The following is a 27,000-nucleotide window of genomic DNA, read 5'->3' on the forward strand; positions in this document are numbered from 1 at the left end:
ATACTCGCATTAGTTGTAAAATAGCAATGACTAAAAGCGACCCAAAGGCCTCATAGATGGAAACGATTAACACTAAGAACCAAACAATTTGGTATGACTCTGAACTTCTGGCTCAAGTGCCGGTGAGTGAGATGGTTCAGATCTTTGAGGCAGAATACTGGCAGCAACGTGAGGCTATTTCAGGGAGTGCACAGGGTCGTGGCACCACCTGGTTTATTCAGCTTGATGGACTGCAAGCTGCGTTGCGTCACTATCGACGTGGTGGGCTATTTGGCAAACTCGTTGAAGACCAATATCGATTTTCTGATTGGGAAAGCACGCGCTGCGCGATGGAGCTTAATGTTCTTAATGTATTGGCTAATGCCGGTGTGAATGTACCCAAGCCGATTGCTGCGAGGGCGACCAAAAGCGGATTCTTTTATCGTGCAGATCTGATGTCGGAGCGAATCCCCAATGCGAAAGATCTGGTTGATGTCTTGGTAGCTAATCCGATAGGTGCGGACATTTATCAAAAAATTGGTCAAGAGATACGTAAAATGCATGATGCTGGCGTTAATCACACTGATCTCAACATTCATAACATCCTGCTTGATGATTCACAAAAGGTGTGGATTATTGACTTTGACAAGTGCGGTCAACAAGCGGGTGATGACTGGAAAGAAGGTAACTTGAATCGCTTAAAGCGCTCATTTCTAAAAGAAGTAAACAAGCGCCAGATTCAATGGCAAGAGTCGGATTGGGAGCCTCTTTTAACAGGCTACCAAGGCTAACGAAATCGAATGGTTGTTAGCCACTAATGTATTGTAAGGTGTTACCCAACGCCCCTCGATTCTGCTCAACCACTTGATAAGCCGCTAAGCCTTTATCTTTACGTAAGTTAGGTTGTGTGAACAGCTTTTTGAGTTGGCCTGCAATTTCATTGCTGTTTTGGCAAATAGTGACAGCTTGAGCTTCAAGCAGTTTGTCGGTGATCTCGCTAAAATTAAAGTAGCTAGGGCCATTCAGTAAGGGTAGCTGTAAAGCTGCTGGTTCTAGCAGATTATGCCCTCCAACTTTATCTCCAATAAGACTTCCGCCCATAAAACAGGCATCAGCGCCGCCGAGTAGTACCAACATTTCGCCCATGGTATCAGCTATATAGACTTCAACATCAGATGTTAATGCTTGCTGACTCGTTCGAGTGACTGTGTTGAAGCCGTGCTGCTTAGCGAGCTCTGTCACTTGGTTGAATCGCTCGGGGTGTCGAGGCACGATGATCAGTAGCGCATTCGGATTGTCTTTTAGAAGTTGCTTATGAGCATCTAAAACAATGTCGTCTTCACCTTGATGAGTGCTAGCAGCAATCCAGACAGCGCGTTCAAAGCCAAATTGTGCCCTTAATACTTTGCCTTTTTCAACTTGTTCAGCAGAGACTTCAATATCAAACTTGATAGAGCCCGTCACATGCACAGATGCTTTATCTAGGCCTAGCCTAACAAAACGCTCCGCATCACTAGGGTATTGGCAGAGTACCTGAGAAAGGTTATTAGCTAGAAGGTCAAACACGGGTTGGAATTTGGCATAGCGCTGGCATGAACGTTCAGATAGACGAGCGTTGAGTACTGAAATAGGAATCCCAGCTTTCGCGACGCAATGCAGCGTGTTTGGCCAAAGCTCTGTTTCCATGATCAACATTTGCTTTGGTTTTACTGATTTAAGGAAGCCTCGTACACACCAAGAAAAATCAATCGGCATGTAGCGATGCTCGACCAAACCACCAAGTTTGTCTATTTGCTCTGCTCCTGTGCTGGTTGTCGTGGTAACGATGATGGCTTGATTTGGGTCTCGCTGCTTCAATTGCTTGATAATAGGTATCGCAGCAATAGATTCACCTACCGACACCGCATGAATCCAGATAGGTTTTTTACCTTGGGTTTGCGGCGTAATACCGAAATGCTCTTTCCAGCGCTTACCGAAACTTGGTTTGCCGGGTTTGCTTTTATAGAGCCCATAGAGGAGCAGTGGTGAGGCTAATGACAACATAAGAGTGTATATAAGTCGTATAAGCATAAAAATATAAAAACTTTGAGAGTAAAACGAAGAAACATCGTAGATTAACTCTATCTTAAGTTAGAATGAGACTCTAGAAAACATGCATTAAAGGGATAAACTGTGAATTGCCAAAAACGTCGTTATTTGATGTACATATCACAAAACTATTCATATGCAATCTTGCGCCCGTTACAAAAAGTTATATTGGAACATCAAGGGGAGGTGCGTTGGTTCTTAGAGGGGAGCGAAGTTGATGATCGGTTTCTATTACATGACGAGGTTCAATTAAACAGTATAGCCGAGGTGAACCAATGGAACCCTGATGCTGTATTTGTACCTGGTAACGTCGTCCCTAATTTTATCCCCGGCGTTAAAGTTGGGGTTTTCCATGGTTTTAATTCAGGAAAGCTCAATCGACGTGGCAGAGAAGACCATTTTGAAATTCGAGGGTGCTTTGATATGTATTGTACTCAAGGCCCTCAAACAACTGCACCATTTTTGGAGCTAAAAGCGAAGCATGGCTTTTTTGATGTTGAAGAAACTGGCTGGCCAATGTTAGACCCATTGTTTTCGCAACATAATGAAAATCCATACTTAAATAATGATGATTCTCGCCCTGTTGTTTTAATGTGCTCGACGTTTTCACGCAATCTTACTTGTGCACCTCATCTGTACGAAGAAGTAAAACGAATGTCACAAAGCGGTAAGTGGCGTTGGTTAGTACAATTCCACCCTAAAATGTCGACAGAAATTGTTGAAATGTACAAGTCTCTTCAGAGTGAGCATCTAACATTTGTGGAAACTGATAACGTTGTTCCGTTGCTACAAGCGGCTGATGTTATGTTGTGTGATACTTCTTCAGTTCTGTTAATGTTTTTACTTCAACACAAACCCGTTGTGAGTTTTAAGAATCAAAGCCCTAAGCCTCATTTGTTAAATATTCAGGACAAACGTGAAGTTGAAGGGGCTTTAGAGTTGGCGTTGTCGCGACCAAGCAATTTAATGGATGAGGTGGAGGCATACTGTCAGTTTATTCATCCGTATAATGATGGAGAGTCTAGCCTAAGAGTATTAGGTGTAACTAACGATTTGATCGATAAAGGTACCTCACATTTGAAGAGAAAGCCGCTTAACTTACTAAGACAATATAAAATGAGGAAAGTGCTGGGGCACTGGAAGTTTTAAACTATCGAAAGAGAACAGTTATGAGAAAGCATTCACTATCCGTTATTTTAATTACAAAAAATGAAGAAGATCGTGTTGAAGAATGTTTAAAGTCGGTGGTGGATATTGCTGATGAAATTATTGTATTAGACAGCGGTTCAACAGACGCAACCGTTGAGATATGCCAAAAATACACAGACAATGTGACCATCACAGATTGGCCAGGTTTTGGTAAGCAAAAGCAACGGGCGCTAGATAAAGCGACATGTGATTGGGTGTTGTCAATCGATGCAGATGAAGCTTTAGATCCTGAAATGAGCAAGGCTCTTGTAGAGTTGTTAAAACAAGAGCAAATTAAACATACCGCTTATAAACTTCCTTGGGGAGTGACGCTCTATGGAACAACGCTTAAGTACGGTCGAAGTGCTCGTGCCGTGTTAAGGCTCTTCAGAAGAGAGGGCTCTCGATATACGTTGGATGAAGTGCACGAAACCGTTGTACCGGTTCAAGGAACGACTGGTATTCTGAAAGGCTATTTGCTCCATTATACTCATCGTGATTATGGGCATGGCTTGGATAAAGCTGCAAAGTATGCGTGGCTCGGTTCTCAGAAGTATCATCGAAAAGGAAAGAAGAGCTCAGGTTTACTGGTAGCATTGTTACGTGCTATTTGGACGTTCCTTTTAATCTATGTCATTCGTCGTGGCTTTTTAGATGGTAGTGTCGGATTTATTGTGGCAATGACCTATGCACAAGTGAATTTTAACAAACACGTTGGCTTGTGGATTATTGAAAATTGCTCAGAAGACTAAATAGGAACCGATAGATGAAGATTTTAGTTTGTGCATCTTACTTACATGCATGGAACAGCTTACGCCCAGAAGCTGCGATTTTTATCGAGCTAGCTCGTCAAGGCCATCAAGTGACGATCATGACCCAGGGAGAATCTGAGCACGTATCGAAGCTAGAAGAACACGGTATCCGAGTGGTCGATGGCTATCCGAAACGTAAAATCTGTTTTGATACCATTAAAAAGATCCGTCATGAGTTAAAAACGCACAATTATGACATCTGCTATGCTTTTAACTCTAAGACAATCCCCAATGCAGCATTTGCATGTATTGGTTTTGACGTTAAGTTGGTTGTTTATCGAGGAACTACTGGCGGGCTGTATCGACATGACCCAAGCGCTTACTTAACTCAGCTCCATCCTCGTGTTGATGGCATTGTGTGTGTGTCTGAAGCAGTGCGACAGGATGTAGTGAAGCGTGTTTGGAAGAACAAAGATAACGTTGTTACCATATACAAAGGGCATGAATTGGATTGGTACAAGGTACCACCAACTGAGCGTTCTGAATTTGGATTGAGTGAAGAAGATATAGTTGCGATTACCGCGGCGCACGTAAGGCCAAGTAAAGGTATTTCCGTTCTGCTTGAAGCGACCAAATACATTTCGGCACCCAACTTCCACTTGATCTTAGCGGGTAGTGGTTATGAGCCTTATTTTGATGAGATGAAAGCGAGCCCGATGAGTGAGCGAATTCATTACATTGGTCATCGAACTGATATCCCTTCAATTATGTGTATGGCAGACTTTCAAGTTCAACCATCGATCAGCGGAGAAGGATTGCCACGCACCATTGTCGAAGCAATGGCTAATGGCACAACGTCAGTCGTTACGACCACTGGCGGTGCTCCTGAACTCGTTGTCGATGGCGAGACTGGCTATATTGTTCCAACTGGTGACGCTAAAGCGTTGGGTGAGGCTATGGATAAGCTTGCACAAGACAAGGCCAAGTGCACAGCCATGAGTGAAGCTGCTAAGAAGCGCCTAGATGAAAGCTTTAGTTCACGAGTGACAGTGAAAAAGCACCTGGAATTTTTTGAAAATTTGCTAGTCAGATAAAATAGCTAGATATAATTTTTGAATTTAAGTTTCTAAGTCAGAAGACATAGAATTAAAAGAAATACATTAGAGTAGTTGAGTATGCTAAATAACAAATCAGTACTAATTACCGGTGGCACAGGGTCATTTGGTAAACAATTCATCAAAACCATTCTTGAGCGTTACCAGGACGTAAAGAAAATCATCATTTTTTCGCGTGATGAATTGAAGCAATTTGAGATCAAGCAACAATATCCCCATAAGGATTTCCCTCAATTACGTTTTTTTATTGGTGATGTTCGCGATCGTGAGCGCATGATACAGGCGTGTGAAGGTGTTGATGTCATCATTCATGCGGCAGCGATCAAGCAAGTAGATACTGCGGAATATAACCCGACAGAATGTATCCGAACGAATGTCGATGGTGCAGAAAATGTAATTAATGCTGCATTAAAGTGTGGTGTCAAAGATGTTGTAGCACTTTCGACTGATAAAGCTTGTGCACCAATCAATCTGTACGGGGCAACAAAACTGGCTTCAGATAAGCTGTTTGCCGCTGCGAACAATATTAAAGGTTCAAAAGATATTCGTTTTAGTGTGGTTCGTTACGGTAATGTGATGGGTTCACGAGGTTCAGTGATTCCATTCTTCATGAAGAAAAAAGAAGAAGGTGTGCTGCCAATTACCCATGAAGAGATGACTCGTTTTAACATTTCTTTGCAAGATGGCGTGAACATGGTGATGTACGCTCTTGAAAACCACTTAGGTGGTGAAATCTTTGTTCCTAAGATACCGTCTTACAAGATTCTTGATATTGCGGAGGCTGTCGCTCCTGGAATAAAAACTAAAGTTGTCGGTATTCGCCCTGGTGAGAAACTGCATGAAGAAATGATCACTGATACGGACTCTTTGAATACGATCGATCTGGGCAAGTACTACGCAATTTTACCTTCAGTGTCATTTACGTACACCGAGGCTGAGTACCTAGGCCATCACAAAGCAGAAAAAGTACCGTTTGGCTTTAAATATAACTCAGGCACGAATACTGAGTGGGAAACCATTGAAGGTTTACGTGAGCTCATTAAAGAGCACGTTGATCCAAATTTTACAGTGTGAGATGAAAAGTGATCCCTTACGGTAAACAAGATATTAACCAGCAAGATATTGACAGTGTGTTAGACGTTTTAAAATCGGATTTTTTGACGCAGGGGCCTCAGGTTCCTGCGTTCGAGAATGCGCTGATTGAACATACTGGCGCGAGCTATGCATTGGCAGTGAACAGTGCTACTTCGGCATTGCATATTGCTTGTCTCGCGCTAGGTTTGGGGCAAGGTGACTGGTTGTGGACATCTCCGGTCACTTTTGTGGCATCAGCAAACTGTGGTTTGTACTGTGGTGCAAAAGTCGACTTTGTCGACGTTGACCCAAACACGTACAACATGTGTCCTAAACGCCTTGAAGAGAAGCTTATTAAAGCAAAAGTTGACGGTAAGCTGCCCAAAGTCGTCGTGCCAGTACACTTATGTGGGCAGCCGTGTGATATGGCAGCCATAGGTAAGTTAGCTAAAGAGTATGGTTTTAGAGTCATCGAAGATGCATCACATGCGATTGGTGGCCGATATCAAGACCAGCCGATAGGGAATTGCGAATATTCAGACATTACGGTGTTTAGTTTTCACCCAGTAAAAATTGTGACAACTGCTGAAGGTGGCGCGGCACTGACCAATAATAAAGAACTTGCTGATAAAATGGCTCTGCTGCGTAGTCACGGTATTACGCGTGATCCAGAGTTGATGCGTGGTGAGTCTCATGGTGGTTGGTATTACCAGCAAATAGACCTTGGATTTAATTATCGCATGACAGAGCTGCAAGCAGCATTGGGTGTAAACCAAATGAAGCGCTTGAATGAGTTTGTCTCTGCTCGTCATGAGTTAGCACGAGGCTATTATACTAAGTTGGACAATCTACCGGTTATCTTGCCTTATCAGCTTCCTGATACATACTCAGGGTTACATTTGTTCGTGATTCGTTTGAAACTAGATGATATTTCACTTACTCATCAACAGGTCTTTGATGCGCTACGTGAGCGTGGTATCGGTGTGAATTTGCATTATATCCCAGTACATACCCAGCCGTATTATCAAGACTTAGGTTTCACTGAAGGGGAGTTCCCTGAATCCGAACAGTACTATCGCGAAGCGATTTCTCTGCCGATGTTCCACGGTATGACGGAAGCTCAACAGAATATGGTTGTCGACGTATTAACTGATATTCTAAAAGGTGCGTAATGAAAATAGCGATTATTCCAGCTCGTGGGGGGAGTAAACGCATCCCGCGAAAAAATATTAAAGACTTTAACGGAAAGCCGATCATTGCGTACTCTATAGAAGCAGCATTGGCATCTGGATGCTTTGATAAGGTCATCGTATCAACGGATGACGCTGAAATTGCTGAAGTCGCAGAACAGTATGGCGCAGAAGTACCGTTTATGCGTCCAGCAGACGTTTCGGATGATTTTGCTACGACAGCAGACGTTCTGTTGCATTCTATTGATTGGTACGAAGAAAAGTCGCAGTCGATTGAGTATCTGTGTTGTATATACGCAACCGCACCCTTTATCGATGTCAACGACATACGCAATACCTACAAGTTGCTACTAGAGTCACCCTCTGCTGATTACTGCTTCCCTGTGTGTGAGTTTCCATTCCCAATACAAAGAGGCGTAAAGTTGATTCAAGGACAACGTGTTGAGATGTTCCAACCAGAACATTTCAACACCCGCTCTCAGGATCTTGAGGTCGGGTATCATGATGTAGGGCAATTTTATTGGGGTAAACCAAGCGCTTATCGTCAAAAGACCCCTATGTTTTCAGATAAAGCAATCGCATACCCTATCTCTAGAAAACGAGTTGTTGATCTTGATACCCCCGAGGATTGGGATTTTGCTCTATTACTTTCTCAAGCATTAAAAGGTTAGATAGGTGCTTATTGGTATTCGCGTTGATGCGTCGTTCAAGATGGGTACGGGGCATTCATTCAGAATGCTCACACTTGCACGTAAGTTAGAGAGCAATGGACATCAAGTCGTTTTCATCTGTCGAAAATTGGGAGGAAACTTAATTAATTTCATTGAAGAGAGTTTCAATGTTATTAGTTTACCTGAGCCGGACGGAGAGGATACTCACAATACGCATTGTGCTCATGGTAATTGGTTGGAAGTTCCTTATCAAACTGAGATTGCACAAGTACAAGATGTCGTGTCTGATTATCTATCTGGTCTAACTCAAACAAAGTTGGACTGGTTGGTAATTGATCACTATGCGTTAGATGAGCGCTTTCAGGTGGCTTTGAGACCACTATCTTGCCGTATTCTTCAAATCGACGACTTGGCTGATAGAGTTCATGATGTAAACATGTTACTTGATCAGAATTATTATTCTTTAGGTAACAGTCGTTATGATGCTTACCTTCCCAGTTATACTAAGCGCCTTTGTGGCCCTAAATATGCGTTGCTGAGAGATGAGTTTCGTGAAAGCAGAAAGCATATTCCAAGCTATACACAGCGGCTCTCTAAGAGAAAAGTTGTGCTCTTTTTTGGGGGCATTGATTGGGCTAATGAAACATCTAAAGCGTTACGTGGATTGTTGAGTGTCGATAGTGGTGATCATCTCGAGGTGATTATTGGGATGAACAACCCTCACAAGCAACAGTTGGAAGCGTTGTGTGTTGAACATAAGGCTAGGGTGACCCTTCATGTTCAAGTGAAAAACATGATGGATTATTTTTCAGATGCCTACCTGTATGTTGGAGCGGTCGGTGCTACAACGTGGGAAAGGTGTGTGCTTGCCCTTCCTGGTATCGTGTGCTCGGTCGCCGATAATCAAACTCAGCTTGCTAAAGATTTGCATGACATAGACGGCCATTGCTATTTGGGCTTGAACTCCGAGCTATCATCACAAGATTATGCGCTTGCATATCAGCGTTTTATTTCTCAAAAAGAACTTCTCTTGAATCAATCTTCCATTTGCGGTGACCTCGTTGATGGTAAAGGGTGTGAAAGAGTTGTTGAACACTTAGAAGAGATTTCAAAAAATGACAACATTTAGTCTCCGCCCTGCACAAGAAGGCGATAAGTGGGCAGTGTTAGAGTGGCGCAACCACGCTGATGTGCGTGCTGTGATGTTAACTGACCATATTATCTCTAAAACGGAACATTCTGCATGGTGGGATAAAACCATGCTAATGAACCAAAGACAGATTTTAATATTTTGTCGCGATGAGAAACCAGTTGGTGTCGTGACCATTTATTCATGGGAACAAGATAAAGCGACAGCATGGTGGGGTTTTTACCTCAACAACAGTGCGCTTGAGCAAGCTGAAAAAACAGCTATTTGGCTTGAGCTGGAACAAGCTGTTATTCACTATGCGGGTAAAACGTTAAAGGTTCATAAGTTGTATTGTGAATCACTAAGACAGAATCAGCTCGCGTGGAAACTACATCAAAAAAGCGGCTTTGTAGAATGTGAGGCTCCTGTCGATGCGACTGATACTGCAAAAAATGTTGTTTACATGAAATATGTTTACCCAGAAAACAAGCTAGATAAACGTCAGCGGTTGTACCTATTCGCATCTCATAATACCGATTTTTTGTCGGATACCTTAACGAAGCATATTAAGACATATACGCAGTTTCCTTATAAAATAGCGACAGCTGAATTCGGCCGCTATCAGCTGGATCTTCTGGACTCTCAAAATGCTGATATCAATGATGCATCTTCTTGCTACGCTTTTATCGAGCGAATTGAAGACTTCTTTGCTGATATCTATACCTTACCAACAGAAGAGTCCTTGTTACAAACAGAGCAACGCGTGTTGCAATATCTTGCATTCGTCAAAAGTATAGCTCAGCGAGGGAATCGGGTTTTTGTTGCAGATTTTGCTATTCAGAAGGGCTTTCCTTTCTCGATTTCTGAACAATTATCAGATTCAAAAATTCAGAAGCTAATCCAAGAATGGAATAATACGCTTTATACGATGAAAACTGAGAATTTGGTTGAAGTGATTCCTTACTCTCAAATCATCAAGCGTATTGGTCAAAGTTTCTCCAATAAATATTGGTATATGGCAAGAGTACCATTTTCCATTCAATTTCTGGAAGCCTACAGCCAGGCTCTAATTGGTACTATCTTTGCTGCAAGTGCACTTTCTGCCCGAGTCTTAGTGCTTGATCTTGATAATACCTTGTGGAAAGGGATCATTGGTGACGATGGAAAAGACGGTATTAGCTTAGGGGGAGACTACCCAGGCAATATTTACAAAGACCTTCAGTCGCTCTTCCTCACACTAAAATCCAGAGGTATTTTGCTGACTATATGCAGTAAGAATACTGAGGAAGTGGCGTTAGATGCTATTGAAACCCACCCAGAGATGCGTCTCAGAGCGAAAGATTTTGTCAGTCATCGAATTAATTGGGAACCAAAATCACAGAATATTCATGCATTAAGTAAAGAATTAAATCTTGGTTTATCATCTTTTTGTTTCATCGATGATAACCCTGTAGAGCGTGCAGAAGTGCGTCGAAATGCCCCCGACGTTTTTGTACCTGAGTTACCGGAAGATCCTGCTGAATGGTTCCAGTTCCTTTGTAATCTTCCTGAACTTTGTGTCGCGCAAGTGAGTGAATCAGATAAACGACGTTCGGAGCTCTACAAACAAAGAGTGGATATTCAGAATGCACAAACCGAATTTGTTGATCGAGCGTCATTTATCAAAAGCTTGGGCATGGAAATATGTGTAGAAGCATTGAATTCAGATAACTTCGAGCGAACACATCAACTCTTTAATAAAACGAATCAATTTAACACCACAACGACACGCTATAGCAAAGAGCAATTGAGCGAATGGATGAGTACTTCTGATCATCAAGTCCTCCATGTCCGCTCTAAAGACAAATACTCTAAAGAGTATGAGGGCGTTGCGGCACTGGTTATCGTGAAAGAGGATCGTCATTGGGTAATTGATAACTTCGTAATGTCGTGCCGTGTTATGGGGAGAGATATTGAGCATGCCATATTGAGCAAGTTGATTCTTTTAGCCAGTGAGTCTTCCCTGGATTCTGTGGTTGGTCGCTTTATTGCGAGCTCTAAAAATATGCCAGTTCGAGAGCTCTACAAGAACAACCATTTTATTTCAGATGATAACGAGCAATGGTTATTTGAGTTTGCTCAGCAGTCGTTGCCGTCAGAGTCCGACATAATGACTCTAAATTGGAAAGCGTAGGAGTAATTTATATGAATGCAATGTTTTCGGCTTTAGGTGTACTTCATGTTGATCACTATGCTGTGACGACGAAAGACTTGATAGCTACATTGAAAGATTTTTTATCTGTTCCCGGAGCTAAGTTGCTCCGTGGCCCTGGAGAAAATCCCGCACAACAAGTGTACTATGCATTTGTGGAGCTCAATGGTATGGGTGTTGTAGAGATACTTGCACCACTGGACGATCATTCTCCGATTCTCGGACACCTAGGCTCAGGTGGTGGGGCTTATCATCTGTGTTATGCCGTGCACGACATTGATAAAGCGATCAAAGTTGCTGAGCAGGATTTCGGTGCAAAACTTGTGGTTGCTCCTCGTGCCGACGGCGCATTTGATGGCCGTAGAGTTGCTTTTCTTGTCCATCCAAATCATGGTTTGTTTGAGTTACTTGAAGCTTATCCTGTAGACTCAATACCTGTATCCCATAAGTCTATTAAACTTGATGTTGTAGATTCGAAAAAAGATAAGCTTATGGAGATCTATCGTTCAGTTATAGATAGTAGTCGCGTTGATTACGACGGAACGGATATGGCAAGTTGCCCTGAATGGGACTCTTTTAAACACTTGATGTTAATAATGGAAATCGAAAAGCAATTCGAAATATCGATACCAGCGTCTGATATGTCGACGTTGGATTCGTTGAAAAAGATTGAAAGTTACCTGACAAATAAGTAGGAAAAAATGAAGATAGCAAATAGAGATATTGGTAAGGGACATAAACCTTACATCATAGCGGAGATGTCAGGTAACCATAATGGTGATATCACTCGTGCGATTGAATTGATTAAAGCCGCGAAAGATGCGGGTGCCGATGCTGTTAAATTGCAGACTTACACGGCCGATACCATCACAATTAATCACGATAGCGAAGAATTTATGATTCGCGGTGGCCTATGGGATGGCTCAAAACTGTATGACCTGTACGAGCAGGCACACACACCTTGGGATTGGCATAAAACATTGTTTGATGAGGCTGAAAAGCTTGGGATCACCATATTTAGCTCCCCATTTGACCATACAGCTGTCGATTTCCTGGAAAGCTTGAATGCTCCTGCTTATAAAATAGCGTCATTTGAGTTGATCGACTTACCATTGATTCGAAAAGTGGCGGCAACCGGTAAGCCGATGATCATGTCGACAGGTAACGCGAATTTGGCAGAAATTGAAGAAGCGGTTGCGGCAGCAAAAGCGGCAGGCGCGTCAGATATCGTACTTCTTCACTGCACAAGTGGTTACCCAACCCCTGCATCACAGGCTAATATCTCAACAATGGCAGTCATGCGCAATGCATTTGGTGTAGAAGTTGGCCTTTCAGACCACACTATGGACATTGGTGTATCGGTAGCTGCTGTTGCACTGGGCGCATGCGTGATAGAAAAACACTTTACACTGGCGCGTGCTGACGGTGGCCCTGATTCGGCTTTCTCGCTTGAAAAAGAAGAGCTAAAGTCACTAGTAACAAATTGTACTATGGCTTTTGAATCAATAGGAGCTCCAAACTTTGTAAGTACAGAGGCAGAGTTACAGACTAAATGTCATCGCCGTTCACTTTATGTTGTTAAAGACATTAAACAAGGTGAAGTGTTTACTGAAGAACATGTTCGTTCAATCCGTCCAGGTAATGGCATATTGCCCAAATACCTTGATGATGTAATTGGCTCAAAAGCGACATGCGATATTAAGTTTGGAACACCTCTAGACTTTAAGCATTATTAAGTATGAAGCGCCTAGAGGGAGTAAAAGGTTTCTTCTAGGCGCTCTTTTAATAGGTGTGGGTTCTTCTTCCAAGAAATGATCTGCTCATCAAAATTACCCATTTCTTCATCTCTGAACAGCCTACGCCTTTCGCAAAATTTTTCAAATCCCAGCCCTGCAGTAGAATTAATCGATGCGACCGTTATCTTATTTGAGCTATTTAGGAGTTCGAGTTCTAAAGGGTGCTTGACGGATAGTAGCTTATCTTCATCAAAGTAAGGTCTATAGTCTTCTTTATCTTCGCTTGGGTGTAGTTTTATAAAAAAAGATAATCCTTTGCTTTCTATATGTTTAGCTATTTCTTGATGTAAGTTGAGGAAATAGTTTTTATCTTTGATCTTGTTGGCAAGAGAAGAAGACAATGGCTGGGTTGCAATGATAACAACACCTAAATGTTCATTGGTTAGTTTTGGAGTGAACTTAAATACAGTGTTGACTATTGGTAAACCATCAATATTACCAAGGAAATCAATAGCTTTCCCTTTTTCTTTGACTGAACTAGGTAACCTTTCCGGTGTTACTACATTTATAGATGTGCAGCGTGAACTCTCCCCCATAACCCAGGTATTAAGCCCTCTAAAGTTTAAAGGGTTCACGTATTTACTGATACCTTTTTTGGGTATTTCATAATAATTTCCCACACCATCTTCAATGATTTCATAGTTCAGTGTGAGTAATTTGAATATCCGAGAAGTTCTATTTCTATCATTAAAAAGGAATAAAGGTAATTTTTGTAAGTCACTTTTATCTAACGGTATGAATTTTGCTATCTCATTGATTGTTAATTTTTTTATTTTTTCTGTTGGTTTAATGCTTCTCATTGAGAGAAATAAAAGAACCCTACCTAAAAGAGAACTTTTAAACTGAGTCATCAATTCTTTACGACTTAAAAGAATTATCTTTACATTGTTATTTGATATGTTCGATTGTATTTTTTCTTTGTCTACATTTTGGTAGTCATAGAAAAATAAAATGACAGATTTTTCTTCTGGTAATGAAGCGCACCTGGATAAGCTAAACAATAAGTGTCTTAGTGTAGAACAAACATAGAGGCTCATTTGTACGTCCTGTCATGTCTTATTTTGTTAATTAATAATATAGATGTAAGTAAATAGAGAAAATATGTGCCGGGGTGAGCCAGTGGAACATAGCTAAGCCCTGCTACAAATATGAATATTGGCATGATAATTAGTAACGGAGAGTAGTTAGAGTTTAAGTTTATAATTCCGTAAATGAACGGTATTAGAACTACCCCAAGGTATAAAACTAGTCCCAACAAGCCATACTTAACAGTTCTGTCAATAATGCTGTTATGGAAGTTTTTATTATCAAACTTTGCTATTCGTCGTGTTAACTTGCCTTCTTTATACATGTCTTGAATTAGTTTTAGATGTTTAGTTTGACCTAAGCCTAAAACTAAGGGGTTTTCTTTTACTATATTGTAGCCTGCTGTCCAAAGTTGAACTCTTACTCCCCAGGATGAATCTAAATTTCCCTCTTCTAGGAGCTCGACTTCTTTTATTGTTCGTTCGATTCTACTCTCTACTATAGGGTAACTTAGTAAAGCCACAGCTAAAAATAAAGAAATTGAAATCAGAGTTAACTTCAAGCTTCTTTTTCTTAAAAATATTATAAAAATAATGGTAATATATGAAACTATCAAAGCTAGCCAAGCTCCTCTCGTATCAACCAAAATTACATTTATAGTCAGTAATATAAAGCTAAAAAATGATAGCAAGGATAGTAATTTATTTCTGCTCAAGTAACTCAGATACAACGCAATAATTGATAATAATCCCGTGTAGTTAGCATAAGGGATCGCATTCAGAGGTAGTTTGTTCCGACTTAGATGTTGTATCTCTATAATGTTTATAGTTTGATAAGATATATATATGGAACTAAATGCAGTTATATATATTAAGCTTTTGTAGCGAATTTTTTTAGGTAATGAAAATACGGAATATAAAGCAGTGCTAATAAGTACTCTAATTTCAGATGAGCTATACCCATTGTGATAATAACTAAAGGATGCATATATAGCACAGATCAAAACAATTCCGATCATGTGGTTATATTGGATGTCAATACTCTCATCACGATCGAATAGGCAGCAGATTAACTTTGTTACTAAAGATATTATTATTAAGGTGACCAAAATCTTATCACCTTTACTGATAATAAAAAGGCCACTAACAGTCCAATAAATTGGTAGTAAGTGTATAAATTGCAATAATTTTCGAAACATATTATTTATAAGGGTTGATGTTTTTTTCAGGACGAGTCTTAAGCAGTCTTAAGATCCACATATATTGCTCAGGCTTTTTGCTCACGTAATCTTCAATACATTGATTCATCATGCGTGCGTCCTGTTCTTCGCTCCCTGTTGGAAATGGCAAATCGGGGTAGAAATCCAGAGTATATTGACCAGTGTTGCTATCATATTGAGCAAACAGAGGAACAATTTTAGCCTTGCTCAGTTTAGATAATCGACCAAGGCCTGAAATAGTTGCTTTTTGTGTAGCAAAAAAATCAACGAAGACGCTGTGCTCGCGACCAAGATCTTCATCCGGGAGATAATAACCTAGGTAACCATCCCTTACAGACTTAATGAAAGGCTTTATACCACCACTGCGGTCATAAACTCGTCCGCCGTATTGTACGCGCTGACGGTGCATCAACCAGTCACTGAGCTTGTTCTTCTGGGCTTTCGCCATTGCAGATACCGGTAGATTACGTGACGCGAGTAATACTGCCGGGATGTCGATAGCCCATGTATGTGGCACCAACAAGATAACATTATCGCCACTGTCTGTAATATCGGTGAGATTGCTCAGACCATTAATTGAAGTATTGTTCTCTAGCCAATCTTTGTTTTTAAGAGTTAGGGATGCAAAGCCCATCAAAAATGAGATGGATGTAACGTATGACTTATAAAGAACTTCTTCGCGCTCTTCGATTGATTGCTCAGGAAAACACATCGCAAGGTTTACACGCGCTCGACGGTTGGCTTTATTTTTGATTTTCACGGCCTGTTTAGCCATAAACTTCGCCATAGCTAAACGAATACGATTAGGCAAAAAGCTAACTAACGAAGATAGCAGTACTGCGATCCAGGTGCCCCAGTACTTCGGTGCTAAAAAGCCCCATTCAAATTCAGGGTTGTATGCTTTGGGGTCAAAGTCATTGCGTTGTGTGGTCATCAATACACTACAGTTTTATTAAGGGAGCAAACCATGAGGTCGCTACTCAGGAAATGATCATATTCTTATAATGTCGGTTCCACCAAGAGACCCCGTCATTAAATCCAATATTTGATAACTTATTATGCGTTAACAAGCTTCATGTATTCAGCAACACCATCGGCGACAGACTTAAATTCAATATCGCAGCCTGTATTACGTAGTTTCGTTAAATCTGCCTGAGTGAACTTTTGATAAGCGCCTTTTAAGTGGTCTGGGAATGGGATGGTTTCAATTTCTCCCTTGCCATGATGTTTGATGACCGCTTTTGCTACTTCTTCAAATGACTCTGCATTGCCGGTACCAAGGTTAAAAATACCAGAAGCGCCATTTTCTAAGAACCAGAGATTTACCGCTGCCACATCGCCAACATAAACAAAATCACGCTTAAAGGTTTCGCTGCCTGCAAACAGTTTTGGATTCTCACCGGCGTTCATTTGGTTGTTAAGGTGGAAGGCAACGGATGCCATGCTGCCCTTGTGTTGTTCTCGCGGGCCATAAACATTGAAGTATCTGAAGCCTACGATTTGTGAAAGTGTCTCGTTGTGCGCTGCTGCATCAGCCGTTAAGCGACGAACGTAGTTATCAAACTGTTGTTTTGAGTAGCCATATACGTTCAATGCACCTTCGTATTTGCGCTCTTCTATGAAAGTGTCAGTTTCACCGTATGTCGCAGCAGAAGAAGCATATAAAAATGGAATTTCACGTTCAACACAGTAATGAAGCAGCTCTTTTGAGTACTCATAGTTGTTAAGCATCATGTACTTGCCATCCCACTCAGTGGTAGCAGAGCACGCACCTTCGTGGAAGATTGCTTCAATATGGCCGAAGTCATCACCAGCCATCACCTGAGTTAGAAAGTCATCACGATCCATATAATCTGTGATGTCTAAGTCGACAAGGTTTTTAAACTTCTTACCGTCTTTTAAGTTGTCGACGACTAGAATATCGTTGTGGCCCGCTTCGTTAAGCGCCTTAACAATATTGCTGCCAATCATGCCAGCACCACCGGTTACGATAATCATAATTCTCTAACTCTTTTGAATACAAAACTATCACGAGTATAGCAAGGAATGGATAAGGCGGGCTAGTGGAATAATTCCCCAACCGGAGTATGATACGGCAAGCTAAGTTATAAATTTTGTTGAGTTAATTGCTCAAAACTATAGGTATTATCATGAAGATTGCAGTAGCCGGTACAGGGTATGTAGGTCTCTCAAATGCGATGTTGTTAGCTCAGCATCATGAAGTGATCGCGGTGGATATCATCGATGAAAAAGTGACGATGCTTAACAATAAGCAATCGCCTATTGTTGATGCTGAAATAGAACATTTTCTGGCAAATAAAGCACTGAACTTCAGAGCAACGACCGATAAATCAGTGTATCAAGGTGCCGAGTTTGTCATCATTGCAACGCCTACCGATTATGATCCTAAAAACAACTACTTTGATACCAGCTCCGTTGAGTCTGTTATCAAAGATGTAATGGCTGTAAATCCTAAAGCTGTGATGGTCATCAAATCAACGGTACCTGTTGGCTATACTGAAAGGATCAAACAAGAACTGAACTGCGAAAATATCATATTCTCCCCTGAGTTTTTGCGCGAAGGTAAAGCGTTGTATGATAATTTGAACCCTTCTCGGATTATCGTTGGTGAATGCTCTGAGCGAGCGAAAGTGTTTGCAGACCTGCTTGTCGAAGGCGCAGAAAAAGAGAATATCGATGTTTTGTTCACCAACTCTACGGAAGCTGAAGCAGTAAAACTTTTCTCTAATACGTATCTAGCAATGCGTGTTGCATATTTCAATGAACTTGACTCTTACGCGGAAGCACATGGCTTGGACTCTCGCCAGATCATTGAGGGGGTGGGCTTAGATCCTCGTATTGGTAATCACTACAACAATCCTTCGTTTGGTTATGGTGGCTATTGTCTACCGAAAGATACCAAGCAGCTATTAGCTAACTACCAAGATGTACCAAACAATATTGTCGGTGCCATTGTTGATGCTAACCGCACCCGTAAAGATTTTATTGCGGATTCAATCATCAAGCGTTCTCCTAAAGTGGTTGGCATTTATCGCTTGATCATGAAAGCAGGTTCGGACAACTTCCGTGCATCTTCAATTCAAGGGATTATGAAGCGCTTGAAAGCTAAGGGTATCGAAGTGGTTGTGTTTGAACCGGTACTAAAAGAAGAACACTTCTTTAATTCGAAAGTCTATTCTGACATTGAGGAATTCAAAGCGGTATCTGATGTGATTGTTTCTAACAGAATGGTTGAAGAGATCGCAGATGTTGCAGACAAGGTTTACACCCGAGATCTGTTTGGTAGTGATTGATTTGGTTCTATTTTTGCTAGGGCTAATTAGACCAGATGTTAACAGCTCGATCTATCTGTTTAGTGGCGATATACTGAATCACTAAACGGATAGGGACACTAATAAATAATGAAAACACGTGACAAGATTGTTTACGCTGCCTTAGAGCTTTTTAATGAGCATGGTGAGCGTAGTATTACGACCAATCATATTGCTGACCACATCGAGATCAGTCCTGGTAACCTCTACTACCACTTTCGTAACAAGCAAGAAATTGTCCGTGATATTTTTACCCTTTATTCTACCGAGTTGCTCGAAAGGTTTACTCCAATCCAAGGTCAGAAAGAGAGCCTCACGCTATTAAAACATTATTTAGATTCGATTTTCACTCTGATGTGGAAGTACCGATTCTTCTATGCAAACCTTCCTGAAATCTTATCTCGTGACGAACAACTTCACCTCGATTACACGGCTGTGCAAGAGAGATTACAAACGAATCTTGTTGATATCATGGGAGCTTTTGTTGAATTGAACTTGCTGAAAGCGACAGATTCAGAGATGAAGTCGATGGTGACCTCTCTTCACTTGATTGCATCGGGTTGGTTGGCTTACCAATCAGCAATGTCTCCAAAAGCGCAAATAACGGAACAAGTTGTTCATCAAGGTATGTTGCAGATGATCGCGACCGTTAAGCCGATTGCGACCGCGCAAGGTTTTGAACAGCTGACATTATTGGAAGATGGTGTCAGAGCGTTGAACTCTAAATAGAAAGATAGGATTAAGTGCGGTATGGGATACTAATTCGCATCCCGTATCTGCTTTTACCTAACCAACCAACTCTTTGGGTTTTGAGCTTGGCTGTTTCTGCGGATTTCAAAATATAGGGATGGGCGGGTTTGACCACCAGTATCACCAGCAAGGGCAATCGCTTCACCGGCTTTCACTTTATCGCCTTCCTTCTTGAGTAGTGCTTGGTTAAAGCCATAAAGCGTCATGTCACCTTTACCGTGATCAAGAAGGACTACTAAGCCATAACCACGCAGATACTCAGCAAAAACAACGGTACCTGAGTAAACAGATTTAACCTGCTGACCATATTTGGCATTGATCACCATACCTTTCCAGTTAACTTGCCCGGTTTGGCGTGAACCGTAGTTATGCAGAACTTTTCCTTTGATCGGCCAAGGTAGCTTTCCTTTACGCTTTGCTAAGCCATCCATAGGCACCGCGTTACGTCTTTCTCGAGCGGCTTTCTCTGCTTTGGCAATCTCCGCCTTGAGGCGAGTCTCATTGCGCTGCAGCTCGGCTAAGTAATTTTTATCACCTGAGATGTTCTTCTTAATACTGCCAACGGTTTTCTTACGCTGTGTTTGAGTCTGGGCTAACTTGTCGCGTTTTGTTGTCTGTTGTTTTAACAGAGTTGCGATCTGCTCTTGTTCAAGTTGGCGCTGTTTATGGCTTTCTTCTAACTCAAGTTGTGTTTGTTCAATGGTTTTGATTGTTGCAGAACGGGCTTTAGCAAGATGTTGGTAGTAATGGCTGATACGATCTTCTTCGACGCCCGTGTTGAGAATGTTAGATGAGGCTTTGGCGCGGCTTGTCATATAGTAAGTTTGAATCAGTTGTTCCAACTTATCGGTATGAACTTTTTTCTGAGCGGTAAGTGCTGTGATCTTAGCATCTAAGCTAGCAATATTTGCATTCGCCGTATTAAGCTGTTTTTTACTGTCTTGAATGGCTTTTTCCAGTGCAGCGATAGACAGCTCTTGTTTCTTTAGGTTTGTTTGTAGAGTATCGAGCTTCTTTTGTTGTGAAGAGAGGGCTTTTTTTTGACGAGATATTTCGCTAGATACGCCTTTCAATTCACCTTGAGACGCGGCAAATGACGATGTTGATAAAAGCGCAGCACTAAGGCTAACTGATATAAGAAGATTTCGGCTGATAGCTCGAATATGTTTCATCATTATCGTCATTTAGTTGTAATCATCTACTCTTAATTTTTCGAATGTCGCTGAATCGAATTCACACTCGCTTCGTATCTCGGTTATTCTAGCGTTGTATCTGCTCTTAAATCCCATCACCATGAATAAAGTTCTGAGTACGGCCATTGAACCCTTGGTCCATATCTAGAGAGGGCTTGTCTGTTTGAGGCTTACCAACAATCTTCGCGGGAACACCAGCGACCGTAGTATGTGGTGGTACAGCTTGTAATACCACAGAACAGGAGCCAATTTTCGCTCCTTCCCCCACTTCAATATTGCCGAGTATTTTCGCACCTGCGCCAATCATCACGCCTTCGCGGATTTTAGGGTGACGATCACCGCCTTCTTTACCAGTACCACCAAGGGTAACATCTTGAAGGATGGATACATCGTTTTCGACCACCGCCGTTTCACCGATAACAATACCCGTCGCGTGGTCGAGCATAATCGCTTTGCCGATACGTGCTGCAGGGTGGATATCCACTTGGCATGCGACTGATATTTGGTTTTGCAGGTAAGTGGCGAGGGCAATTCGTCCTTGCTTCCATAACCAGTTAGCGACGCGATAACCTTGCAGGGCGTGATAGCCTTTGAGGTAAAGCAATGGCATAGAATACATCTCTACAGCCGGGTCGCGTGTCACGGTGGCGCAAATATCACAAGCGGCAGCATCAATGATTGAGTCATCTTCTTTAAAGGCTTGCTCAACCACCTCACGCACTGCCATCGCTGGCATTGAAGCTGTTTTTAGCTTGTTGGCAAGAATATAGCTGAGCGCAGCCCCTAGACTTTCATGGTTGATAATCGTGGCATGGTAAAAACTCGCAAGCATAGGTTCTTGCTCAGACTGTTGTCGAGCTTCTTTTACAATGCATTGCCAAACTTTTTGTTGTTCACAGTGTTTCATTTTTCCATCCATTCTTTATCAGGGCAGATGTTAGTGACGAGATGAGAGTTTCGAAGAGCTATAAGAGAGGAAGCGAGTAACGAAAGCTGCCCTCATTAAACGCTCTATTGCTCTTCTTCTTTTCACATCTCGTTTAATCGAATCTCGTATCTGCTTTTATTCTCTTCGCATCTCGACTACTCGCATCCCGCATCTGCTCTTTTATCTTTCTGATTTTTTATCTCGAGCAAGTAGATCTTGCGCGGCTAAGTGTGCATCCTTTCCTTGATACAACACTTGATAAATTTGTTCAACAATTGGCATCTCAACGCCCATGCGTTCTGATAGTAACCAAACTTCTTTGGTGTTGCGATAACCTTCTACCACCTGGCCAATTTCTTCTTGTGCAGTATCAACGTCCTTACCGGAACCTAATGCCAAACCAAAGCGACGGTTACGCGATTGGTTGTCAGTACATGTCAGTACTAGGTCGCCAAGTCCCGCCATACCCATGAAGGTCTCTGGTTGTGCACCAAGTGCAGCACCCAGTCGGCTCATCTCTGCCAAACCACGGGTAATTAACGCTGTACGTGCATTAGCACCGAAGCCGATACCATCCGACATGCCAGCACCAATTGCGATAACGTTTTTAACCGCACCGCCAAGCTGCATACCAATAAAATCTGAGTTTGCGTATACGCGGAATGTTTTTCCACAGTGGATCTTTTCTTGTAGCTCCTCTAAGAAGATCTCATCCGGTGACGCGACTGAAATTGCGGTCGGCATACCCATTGCAAGTTCTTTGGCGAAAGTAGGGCCAGAAAGAACCGCTAGCGAGTAATTGTCACCAATTACATCGTGTGCGACATCTTGGAGTAGACGGCCTGTTTCCGGCTCTAATCCTTTCGTTGCCCAGCAGATGCGAGAATTCTCTGATAAATAAGGTTTTAGACTATTTAATACGGTACTAAATACATGGCTAGGAACGACGACTAGGAGGTCACGGCTTGCTGTGACGGCTTTCTCAAGGTTCGATTCGATGATAAGACTTTCTGGGAAATCGATATTAGGAAGAAATGCATTGTTAGCGCGCTCTGATTCAAGGCGGGCCATATGAACAGGGTCGTGTCCCCAAAGAACAACATTTGCACCGTTACGCGCGAGAGATATAGCTAAAGAGGTCCCGTAAGAACCAGCGCCAATGACAGTCATTGCGATATCTTTGCCGTAAGCGCTATCTTTACCGCAAGCGTCTGTCGTGTGAGTCGGGCGAGTTGTGTCTGTCATGCTTCCACCTAAAAATAATGAGGCAAATCGAAGGGTTCTGGAAAAGCTTCCTACTAAATTAGAGGGCTTTCTATCTCAGTACAGTGTAAAGAAAAAATGCACATCGCAGAAGTTACGATGTGCATTTAAAAGTTAACTAACGCTTGAATCGTTAGGATTAAGTTCTACTTTGAGACTTAAGCCTGCTCGCCTTCAGTTTGCTGAGCTTGGCTCTGTAGGTAGTTCATGAACAAAGCATCGAAGTTTACAGGTGCAAGGTTCAATTGTGGGAACGTCCCTTTAACTACTAGGCTAGAGATTGTTTCACGAGCGTATGGGAACAGGATGTTCGGGCAGAATGCGCCTAGGCAATGTGCTAGTTGGCCCGCTTCCATTTCGCTTGCAGAGAAGATACCACCTTGTTGAACTTCACAAAGGAATGCTGTGTCATCTGCGTTTTTAACAGTTACTGTTAGACGAAGAATTACTTCGTATACGCCTTGGCCTAGTTCACGGCTTTGAGTGTCTAGATCCAGTTTTACATCTGGATTCCACTCTTTTTGAAACATGTCTGGAGAGTTTGGCGCTTCGAAAGATACATCTTTTAGAAAGATACGTTGGATTGCGAAGTTTTGTTGTGCGTCTTGTTGTGCTGCTTCAGCCATTTTCTTGTCCTTAAAAATTTAAATAAGGCTTTGTTCGTCATATTTGTTGAACAAAACCCGAAAGTTAGTTTACTAGGTCAGATTACTTTGCCCTTTACTATTTCTTACCTTTAACAAGAGGTAAGTTAGCTTCGCTCCAAGCTACTAGGCCGCTTTTCAGCACGCTTACGTTTTCGAAGCCCGCTTTAACCAGTAAGTTAGCGCTTTCTTGAGCGGTTTGACCTGTCTTGCATACTACGATGATTGGGTCTGCTTTGCGGTTTTCAAGGCTACCTAGGGTATTTGATTTGATGTCTGACGGCAAAATGTGAAGTGCGTCAGTAATGTGGCCCTTTTTGAACTCATCTTTAGTACGAATATCAACTATAACGCCGTTTTCACGGTTAATCAGCTGTGTAGTTTGTGCTGCAGTGATCTCTTTGTATGCTGCATTTGATGTTTTGATTACGTTCGCAATGATGGCAACAACCAAGCCAACCCATACGATGGCTAAAATCATATTCTCTTGAACAAATGGAACTAACTCTTGCATGTCTTGAACTCTTATTCGTTATTGGGCAGAAAATTATAGGGTAGGAGTATAGCGAGGTTTTAGGTTTTGTATATAGAGTGGTTTTATGTCTTTGGACTATCATTGTGACTCTAGAGTAGCTAAGAGTTTGCCTATTAAGGTTTGAGATGAGAGAATAGAGGGATTTGTTGGCGTTTGCGTAGTGTGGTTTCGTATAGATCAAAGGGCGGTAGCGTTCACTTAACATAAAGCATAGCGGCTCGCGTGAAATGTTTAATTTTTTTAACAATAAATCAAATTAATCTTAATAGAAGAAGTTATGAAAGAACACTTTCAATATATAGAATTGATAAACACTCAAGCGAAAATGAAGATGAAAGCTCAGGCGAATAAGCTTGTACTTAGTTATATATGGTGGGTACTTGAACCATTATTACTAATATCATTGTTTTACTTGGTTTTTGGACATATTTTGCAAAGGGGAGGTGATGACTTTCTGAGCTTTTTAATTATAGGTAAAATAATATTCACTTGGTTTTCTAAGAGTGTTGTATCTGCTTCAAACAGTTTACCTCAGAATAAAGGTATTATTGGTCAAAGAGCTCTGCCAAAGTGGATATTCCCAATGGTTAATATACAAGAGTCTATGTATAAGAGTCTATTTTCTTTTCTAATTATGTTTTTGTTGATATTAAATCAAGGTTACGAAGTTACTATTAATTGGGTGCAAATAATCCCATTGACGGCTGTGATGTATATTTTTATATGTAGTGTTGGAATGTTCTTTTCAATTCTAGTTGCAATAGCAAAAGATTTTTCTAACCTAATTAGCTTGTGTATGATGGGTTTAATGTTTGGCTCTGGTATATTTTGGGATGTAAATACTTTACCTAACGAAGAGTTGAAGCATTTGATATTGAAATTTAACCCCTTAGCATCTTTAGTTTCATCGTACAGAGATATTATGATGCATAATCAATGGATAGACTTTAACATTCTACTAAATGTGTTGTTAATATCTTTTACGATTTTGTTCTCTTCTTTGATTTTCTTGAGAAAATATAATAACCGAATTACGAGATCTTTGTTTTCATGAGTGATTTATTATTAAAAGTAGAAAATGTGACTGTTGAATATACTAACAAGATAGGTATTTTTAACACGTTTAAGCATAAAGCAATCGATAATATCAGTTTTGAAATCCGAAAGGGAGAGATTCTTGGCATTTTGGGAGGGAATGGGGCTGGTAAGTCTACGTTACTTAAAGTATTAGCTGGCGTTTTATCTCCTGATAGCGGCAAGGTGACCATGTCTCAAAATACAACAAGGTCGCTATTGTCTTTAGGGCTTGGATTTAATAACGAGTTGACTGGTCGAGATAATGTTATATTAAGTGCGATGTTCAATGGTTATTCTAAATCGCAAGCTCTAAAAGTTTGTGAGGAAATTAAAGAATTTTCTGAGCTCAACGAATTTTTTGAGCAACCAGTAAAAACCTACTCGTCAGGTATGCGAGCTCGCCTTGGTTTCGCTTCGGGACTGATTACTGATGTTGATATTCTTATGATCGATGAAGTATTGGCTGTAGGTGACAAAAGCTTTAGAAAAAAGGCAGAGAAGGCTCTTTTAAATAAGCTTGGGGGTGGTCAAACCGTACTTTTTGTATCGCATAGCGAAGCCCAGATAAAAAGAATCTGCCAACGTTGTATTAAGTTACCGACTGGTGAGGAAGTCACTTTGAATGAGTCCGAATTAACGAAAAAGCCTAAAGCAGAACCTGTAATTAAGATTGCTCAGGGGGATGCCAAGATACATCGGAACTTAGTTAAAAAAATAATATCCAAAGATTATAAAGAGTTGGAAGAGTTGGCAGGTAACAGCGCATCAACCCTGAGGAATATTGCTATATGTATAGAGGATATTGACTTGGAAATGGCTAATTACTTCATGCACAAGGCGCTTGAGCTGAGGCCGACAGGAACTCTTATCATCAATAAAGTAGAAGAATATAAGAAAAAATTGGGAAGGAATAAATTGTGAAGATAGTTAATCATGTTATGAGCAACGGTACTGAGAGTAGTATTTTTTCTTCATTTATTAAGTATATAGAGAAGAACGCTCAATACTTTGAGCATATCGTTACGATTGAGCCTTTACCAGATGCGGATGTATATCACTACCATAGACCTCAACTAGAGTGTGAATTACTAGAAAATAGTGTTGTAACTATACACCATGACTTACGAGATAACGACTCATGGTTAGACTTTAACTCTTTTCTTCCTCGTTACCAACAGGCTGGCCAAGTTGTTTGTTTGAATTCTAATCAACAAAAACTATTGTTGAATAACCATGGAATAAATTCAGCAATAATACCTCATGGTGTTAATGTTAATATTTTCTCAACTAAAGGACAAAAAGCCACCGTTGTTCCAAGTAATGACAAGCTTGTTTTAGGTGTTATCTCAAAACGTTATGGACGCAGAGTTAAAGGAGAAGCCTATATATATGAATTACTAAAAAGGATCGATAAAAACCGATTTAGTTTTTTATTTGTGGGTAACGGGCGGATTGAAGAATATAAAATGGCCGTAAGTATGGGGTTTGAAGCCAAGCTTTATGAGAAGTTGCCATATCGAATGTTTGATCAGGTGTATAGTAAGATCGACTTCTTATTGATGGTAAGTTTTTATGAAGGGGGACCGGCATCAGTACCCGAAGCATTGTATACCAAGACACCAATTATTGGTTTTAATGTTGGTATGATGACGGATTATATCAAAGATGGTATCAATGGTGTACTCCTTGATGGAGATTACGATAAAGATGCTAAAACCATAAACTCATTATTTGATAAATATGAAGATATTTATCAAAAAACAGTTGCTAGCAAAATTGATCCGATATCGTGGGAAGATGTATCAAGGCTGTATGAGAATATTTACTTGGAAGTTGATGAGAGATTTAAAAAATGAATGT

26 protein-coding genes are annotated in these 27,000 nt (G+C 41.1%); 16 read left to right on the forward strand and 10 right to left on the reverse strand.

Annotation, left to right across the window (positions count from 1 at the left end):
- The first annotated feature begins 56 nt into the window (after window positions 1-56).
- The gene (locus A3712_RS25585) at window positions 57-770 is read left to right on the forward strand and encodes a 3-deoxy-D-manno-octulosonic acid kinase (protein WP_063525489.1); all 714 of its coding nucleotides are present in this window, start codon (window positions 57-59) and stop codon (window positions 768-770) included.
- A gap of 16 nt (window positions 771-786) precedes the next feature.
- Here the strand turns inward: A3712_RS25585 and waaA are convergent, their stop codons facing one another.
- Window positions 787-2,049 carry a lipid IV(A) 3-deoxy-D-manno-octulosonic acid transferase gene (waaA, locus tag A3712_RS25590; protein ID WP_063525490.1) on the reverse strand — a complete coding sequence of 421 codons (1,263 nt, stop codon included), beginning with the start codon at window positions 2,047-2,049 and terminating at the stop codon, window positions 787-789.
- Window positions 2,050-2,151: 102 nt separating this feature from the next.
- On the opposite strand from waaA, the gene A3712_RS25595 reads away from it, so the two are divergent.
- The 10 genes from A3712_RS25595 (at window position 2,152) to pseI (ending at window position 13,113) form a co-directional block, all read left to right on the forward strand.
- A complete protein-coding gene (locus tag A3712_RS25595) occupies window positions 2,152-3,216 on the forward strand; it encodes a CDP-glycerol glycerophosphotransferase family protein (RefSeq protein WP_231891890.1) in 1,065 nt (354 codons plus the stop codon).
- Between the two features lie 20 nt (window positions 3,217-3,236).
- On the forward strand, window positions 3,237-4,007 hold the full coding sequence (locus A3712_RS25600) for a glycosyltransferase family 2 protein (RefSeq protein ID WP_063525492.1): 771 nt from the start codon (window positions 3,237-3,239) through the stop codon (window positions 4,005-4,007).
- A 14-nt stretch (window positions 4,008-4,021) separates the two neighbouring features.
- Window positions 4,022-5,101: a glycosyltransferase family 4 protein gene (locus A3712_RS25605; RefSeq protein ID WP_063525493.1), complete on the forward strand. Its 1,080-nt coding sequence runs from the start codon at window positions 4,022-4,024 to the stop codon at window positions 5,099-5,101.
- An 81-nt stretch (window positions 5,102-5,182) separates the two neighbouring features.
- Window positions 5,183-6,196 carry a UDP-N-acetylglucosamine 4,6-dehydratase (inverting) gene (pseB, locus tag A3712_RS25610; RefSeq protein ID WP_063525494.1) on the forward strand — a complete coding sequence of 338 codons (1,014 nt, stop codon included), beginning with the start codon at window positions 5,183-5,185 and terminating at the stop codon, window positions 6,194-6,196.
- A gap of 8 nt (window positions 6,197-6,204) precedes the next feature.
- The gene (gene pseC, locus A3712_RS25615; RefSeq protein ID WP_063525495.1) at window positions 6,205-7,368 is read left to right on the forward strand and encodes a UDP-4-amino-4,6-dideoxy-N-acetyl-beta-L-altrosamine transaminase; all 1,164 of its coding nucleotides are present in this window, start codon (window positions 6,205-6,207) and stop codon (window positions 7,366-7,368) included.
- A complete protein-coding gene (pseF, locus tag A3712_RS25620; protein ID WP_063525496.1) occupies window positions 7,368-8,057 on the forward strand; it encodes a pseudaminic acid cytidylyltransferase in 690 nt (229 codons plus the stop codon). The genes pseC and pseF overlap by 1 nt, the downstream gene beginning before the upstream one ends.
- Window positions 8,058-8,061: 4 nt before the next feature.
- Window positions 8,062-9,186 carry a UDP-2,4-diacetamido-2,4,6-trideoxy-beta-L-altropyranose hydrolase gene (gene pseG, locus A3712_RS25625; protein ID WP_063525497.1) on the forward strand — a complete coding sequence of 375 codons (1,125 nt, stop codon included), beginning with the start codon at window positions 8,062-8,064 and terminating at the stop codon, window positions 9,184-9,186.
- The gene (pseH, locus tag A3712_RS25630; RefSeq protein ID WP_063525498.1) at window positions 9,173-11,359 is read left to right on the forward strand and encodes a UDP-4-amino-4,6-dideoxy-N-acetyl-beta-L-altrosamine N-acetyltransferase; all 2,187 of its coding nucleotides are present in this window, start codon (window positions 9,173-9,175) and stop codon (window positions 11,357-11,359) included. Before pseG ends, pseH begins: the two co-directional genes overlap by 14 nt.
- A gap of 11 nt (window positions 11,360-11,370) precedes the next feature.
- A complete protein-coding gene (locus A3712_RS25635; protein WP_231891891.1) occupies window positions 11,371-12,072 on the forward strand; it encodes a VOC family protein in 702 nt (233 codons plus the stop codon).
- Window positions 12,073-12,078: 6 nt separating this feature from the next.
- Complete coding sequence (pseI, locus tag A3712_RS25640) at window positions 12,079-13,113, forward strand: pseudaminic acid synthase (protein WP_063525499.1); 1,035 nt, start codon at window positions 12,079-12,081, stop codon at window positions 13,111-13,113.
- A gap of 11 nt (window positions 13,114-13,124) precedes the next feature.
- Here the strand turns inward: pseI and A3712_RS25645 are convergent, their stop codons facing one another.
- The 4 genes from A3712_RS25645 to rfaD form a co-directional block, all read right to left on the reverse strand.
- Complete coding sequence (locus tag A3712_RS25645) at window positions 13,125-14,210, reverse strand: polysialyltransferase family glycosyltransferase (RefSeq protein ID WP_063525500.1); 1,086 nt, start codon at window positions 14,208-14,210, stop codon at window positions 13,125-13,127.
- On the reverse strand, window positions 14,207-14,914 hold the full coding sequence (locus A3712_RS28560) for an O-antigen ligase family protein (RefSeq protein WP_231891892.1): 708 nt from the start codon (window positions 14,912-14,914) through the stop codon (window positions 14,207-14,209). Before A3712_RS28560 ends, A3712_RS25645 begins: the two co-directional genes overlap by 4 nt.
- Window positions 14,915-15,398: 484 nt before the next feature.
- Window positions 15,399-16,352: a lauroyl-Kdo(2)-lipid IV(A) myristoyltransferase gene (lpxM, locus tag A3712_RS25655; protein ID WP_063525502.1), complete on the reverse strand. Its 954-nt coding sequence runs from the start codon at window positions 16,350-16,352 to the stop codon at window positions 15,399-15,401.
- A gap of 122 nt (window positions 16,353-16,474) precedes the next feature.
- The gene (gene rfaD, locus A3712_RS25660) at window positions 16,475-17,416 is read right to left on the reverse strand and encodes an ADP-glyceromanno-heptose 6-epimerase (protein WP_063525503.1); all 942 of its coding nucleotides are present in this window, start codon (window positions 17,414-17,416) and stop codon (window positions 16,475-16,477) included.
- Window positions 17,417-17,568: 152 nt separating this feature from the next.
- Here rfaD and A3712_RS25665 point away from each other — a divergent pair, with 152 nt between their 5' ends.
- Window positions 17,569-18,732, forward strand: a complete 1,164-nt coding sequence (locus tag A3712_RS25665; RefSeq protein ID WP_063525504.1) for a nucleotide sugar dehydrogenase — start codon at window positions 17,569-17,571, stop codon at window positions 18,730-18,732.
- Between the two features lie 108 nt (window positions 18,733-18,840).
- Window positions 18,841-19,479 carry a TetR/AcrR family transcriptional regulator gene (locus A3712_RS25670; RefSeq protein WP_063525505.1) on the forward strand — a complete coding sequence of 213 codons (639 nt, stop codon included), beginning with the start codon at window positions 18,841-18,843 and terminating at the stop codon, window positions 19,477-19,479.
- Between the two features lie 53 nt (window positions 19,480-19,532).
- Here A3712_RS25670 and A3712_RS25675 read toward each other — a convergent pair whose 3' ends face one another.
- From A3712_RS25675 to A3712_RS25695, 5 genes are all read right to left on the reverse strand, one after another.
- Window positions 19,533-20,684: a murein hydrolase activator EnvC family protein gene (locus A3712_RS25675; protein ID WP_063525506.1), complete on the reverse strand. Its 1,152-nt coding sequence runs from the start codon at window positions 20,682-20,684 to the stop codon at window positions 19,533-19,535.
- Between the two features lie 94 nt (window positions 20,685-20,778).
- Window positions 20,779-21,600 carry a serine O-acetyltransferase gene (gene cysE / locus A3712_RS25680; RefSeq protein ID WP_004741407.1) on the reverse strand — a complete coding sequence of 274 codons (822 nt, stop codon included), beginning with the start codon at window positions 21,598-21,600 and terminating at the stop codon, window positions 20,779-20,781.
- A gap of 201 nt (window positions 21,601-21,801) precedes the next feature.
- Window positions 21,802-22,866 carry an NAD(P)H-dependent glycerol-3-phosphate dehydrogenase gene (gene gpsA, locus A3712_RS25685; protein ID WP_063525507.1) on the reverse strand — a complete coding sequence of 355 codons (1,065 nt, stop codon included), beginning with the start codon at window positions 22,864-22,866 and terminating at the stop codon, window positions 21,802-21,804.
- A gap of 176 nt (window positions 22,867-23,042) precedes the next feature.
- On the reverse strand, window positions 23,043-23,510 hold the full coding sequence (secB, locus tag A3712_RS25690) for a protein-export chaperone SecB (RefSeq protein ID WP_063525508.1): 468 nt from the start codon (window positions 23,508-23,510) through the stop codon (window positions 23,043-23,045).
- Between the two features lie 97 nt (window positions 23,511-23,607).
- Window positions 23,608-24,042 carry a rhodanese-like domain-containing protein gene (locus tag A3712_RS25695; protein ID WP_063525509.1) on the reverse strand — a complete coding sequence of 145 codons (435 nt, stop codon included), beginning with the start codon at window positions 24,040-24,042 and terminating at the stop codon, window positions 23,608-23,610.
- A gap of 298 nt (window positions 24,043-24,340) precedes the next feature.
- Between A3712_RS25695 and A3712_RS25700 the strand changes: the two genes are divergently transcribed.
- The 3 genes from A3712_RS25700 to A3712_RS25710 are packed head-to-tail and all read left to right on the forward strand — an operon-like array spanning window position 24,341 to window position 26,996.
- Window positions 24,341-25,117 carry an ABC transporter permease gene (locus A3712_RS25700; protein WP_063525510.1) on the forward strand — a complete coding sequence of 259 codons (777 nt, stop codon included), beginning with the start codon at window positions 24,341-24,343 and terminating at the stop codon, window positions 25,115-25,117.
- Window positions 25,114-26,061 (forward strand): ABC transporter ATP-binding protein, encoded by a 948-nt coding sequence (locus A3712_RS25705; RefSeq protein WP_063525511.1) that lies wholly within the window; start codon window positions 25,114-25,116, stop codon window positions 26,059-26,061. The genes A3712_RS25700 and A3712_RS25705 overlap by 4 nt, the downstream gene beginning before the upstream one ends.
- Window positions 26,058-26,996, forward strand: coding sequence for a glycosyltransferase family 4 protein (locus A3712_RS25710; RefSeq protein WP_082856317.1), 939 nt, complete (start codon window positions 26,058-26,060; stop codon window positions 26,994-26,996). The genes A3712_RS25705 and A3712_RS25710 overlap by 4 nt, the downstream gene beginning before the upstream one ends.
- The last annotated feature ends 4 nt before the right edge of the window (window positions 26,997-27,000 follow it).

This window comes from Vibrio sp. HI00D65, assembly GCF_001635455.1.
Lineage (GTDB): Bacteria > Pseudomonadota > Gammaproteobacteria > Enterobacterales > Vibrionaceae > Vibrio.

Bases quoted from the DNA above. Each gene is read 5' to 3' on its own strand.
- A3712_RS25675 (WP_063525506.1), bottom strand. From the start codon at position 20,684: ATGACGATAATGATGAAACATATTCGAGCTATCAGCCGAAATCTTCTT.
- pseI (WP_063525499.1), top strand. From the start codon at position 12,079: ATGAAGATAGCAAATAGAGATATTGGTAAGGGACATAAACCTTACATC.
- A3712_RS25700 (WP_063525510.1), top strand. From the start codon at position 24,341: ATGAAAGAACACTTTCAATATATAGAATTGATAAACACTCAAGCGAAA.
- A3712_RS25600 (WP_063525492.1), top strand. From the start codon at position 3,237: ATGAGAAAGCATTCACTATCCGTTATTTTAATTACAAAAAATGAAGAA.
- waaA (WP_063525490.1), bottom strand. From the start codon at position 2,049: ATGCTTATACGACTTATATACACTCTTATGTTGTCATTAGCCTCACCA.
- cysE (WP_004741407.1), bottom strand. From the start codon at position 21,600: ATGAAACACTGTGAACAACAAAAAGTTTGGCAATGCATTGTAAAAGAA.
- A3712_RS25665 (WP_063525504.1), top strand. From the start codon at position 17,569: ATGAAGATTGCAGTAGCCGGTACAGGGTATGTAGGTCTCTCAAATGCG.
- pseF (WP_063525496.1), top strand. From the start codon at position 7,368: ATGAAAATAGCGATTATTCCAGCTCGTGGGGGGAGTAAACGCATCCCG.
- pseB (WP_063525494.1), top strand. From the start codon at position 5,183: ATGCTAAATAACAAATCAGTACTAATTACCGGTGGCACAGGGTCATTT.
- rfaD (WP_063525503.1), bottom strand. From the start codon at position 17,416: ATGATTATCGTAACCGGTGGTGCTGGCATGATTGGCAGCAATATTGTT.
- gpsA (WP_063525507.1), bottom strand. From the start codon at position 22,866: ATGACAGACACAACTCGCCCGACTCACACGACAGACGCTTGCGGTAAA.
- secB (WP_063525508.1), bottom strand. From the start codon at position 23,510: ATGGCTGAAGCAGCACAACAAGACGCACAACAAAACTTCGCAATCCAA.
- A3712_RS25645 (WP_063525500.1), bottom strand. From the start codon at position 14,210: ATGAGCCTCTATGTTTGTTCTACACTAAGACACTTATTGTTTAGCTTA.
- pseH (WP_063525498.1), top strand. From the start codon at position 9,173: ATGACAACATTTAGTCTCCGCCCTGCACAAGAAGGCGATAAGTGGGCA.
- A3712_RS25705 (WP_063525511.1), top strand. From the start codon at position 25,114: ATGAGTGATTTATTATTAAAAGTAGAAAATGTGACTGTTGAATATACT.
- A3712_RS25635 (WP_231891891.1), top strand. From the start codon at position 11,371: ATGAATGCAATGTTTTCGGCTTTAGGTGTACTTCATGTTGATCACTAT.
- A3712_RS25670 (WP_063525505.1), top strand. From the start codon at position 18,841: ATGAAAACACGTGACAAGATTGTTTACGCTGCCTTAGAGCTTTTTAAT.
- lpxM (WP_063525502.1), bottom strand. From the start codon at position 16,352: ATGACCACACAACGCAATGACTTTGACCCCAAAGCATACAACCCTGAA.
- A3712_RS25585 (WP_063525489.1), top strand. From the start codon at position 57: ATGGAAACGATTAACACTAAGAACCAAACAATTTGGTATGACTCTGAA.
- A3712_RS25695 (WP_063525509.1), bottom strand. From the start codon at position 24,042: ATGCAAGAGTTAGTTCCATTTGTTCAAGAGAATATGATTTTAGCCATC.
- A3712_RS25605 (WP_063525493.1), top strand. From the start codon at position 4,022: ATGAAGATTTTAGTTTGTGCATCTTACTTACATGCATGGAACAGCTTA.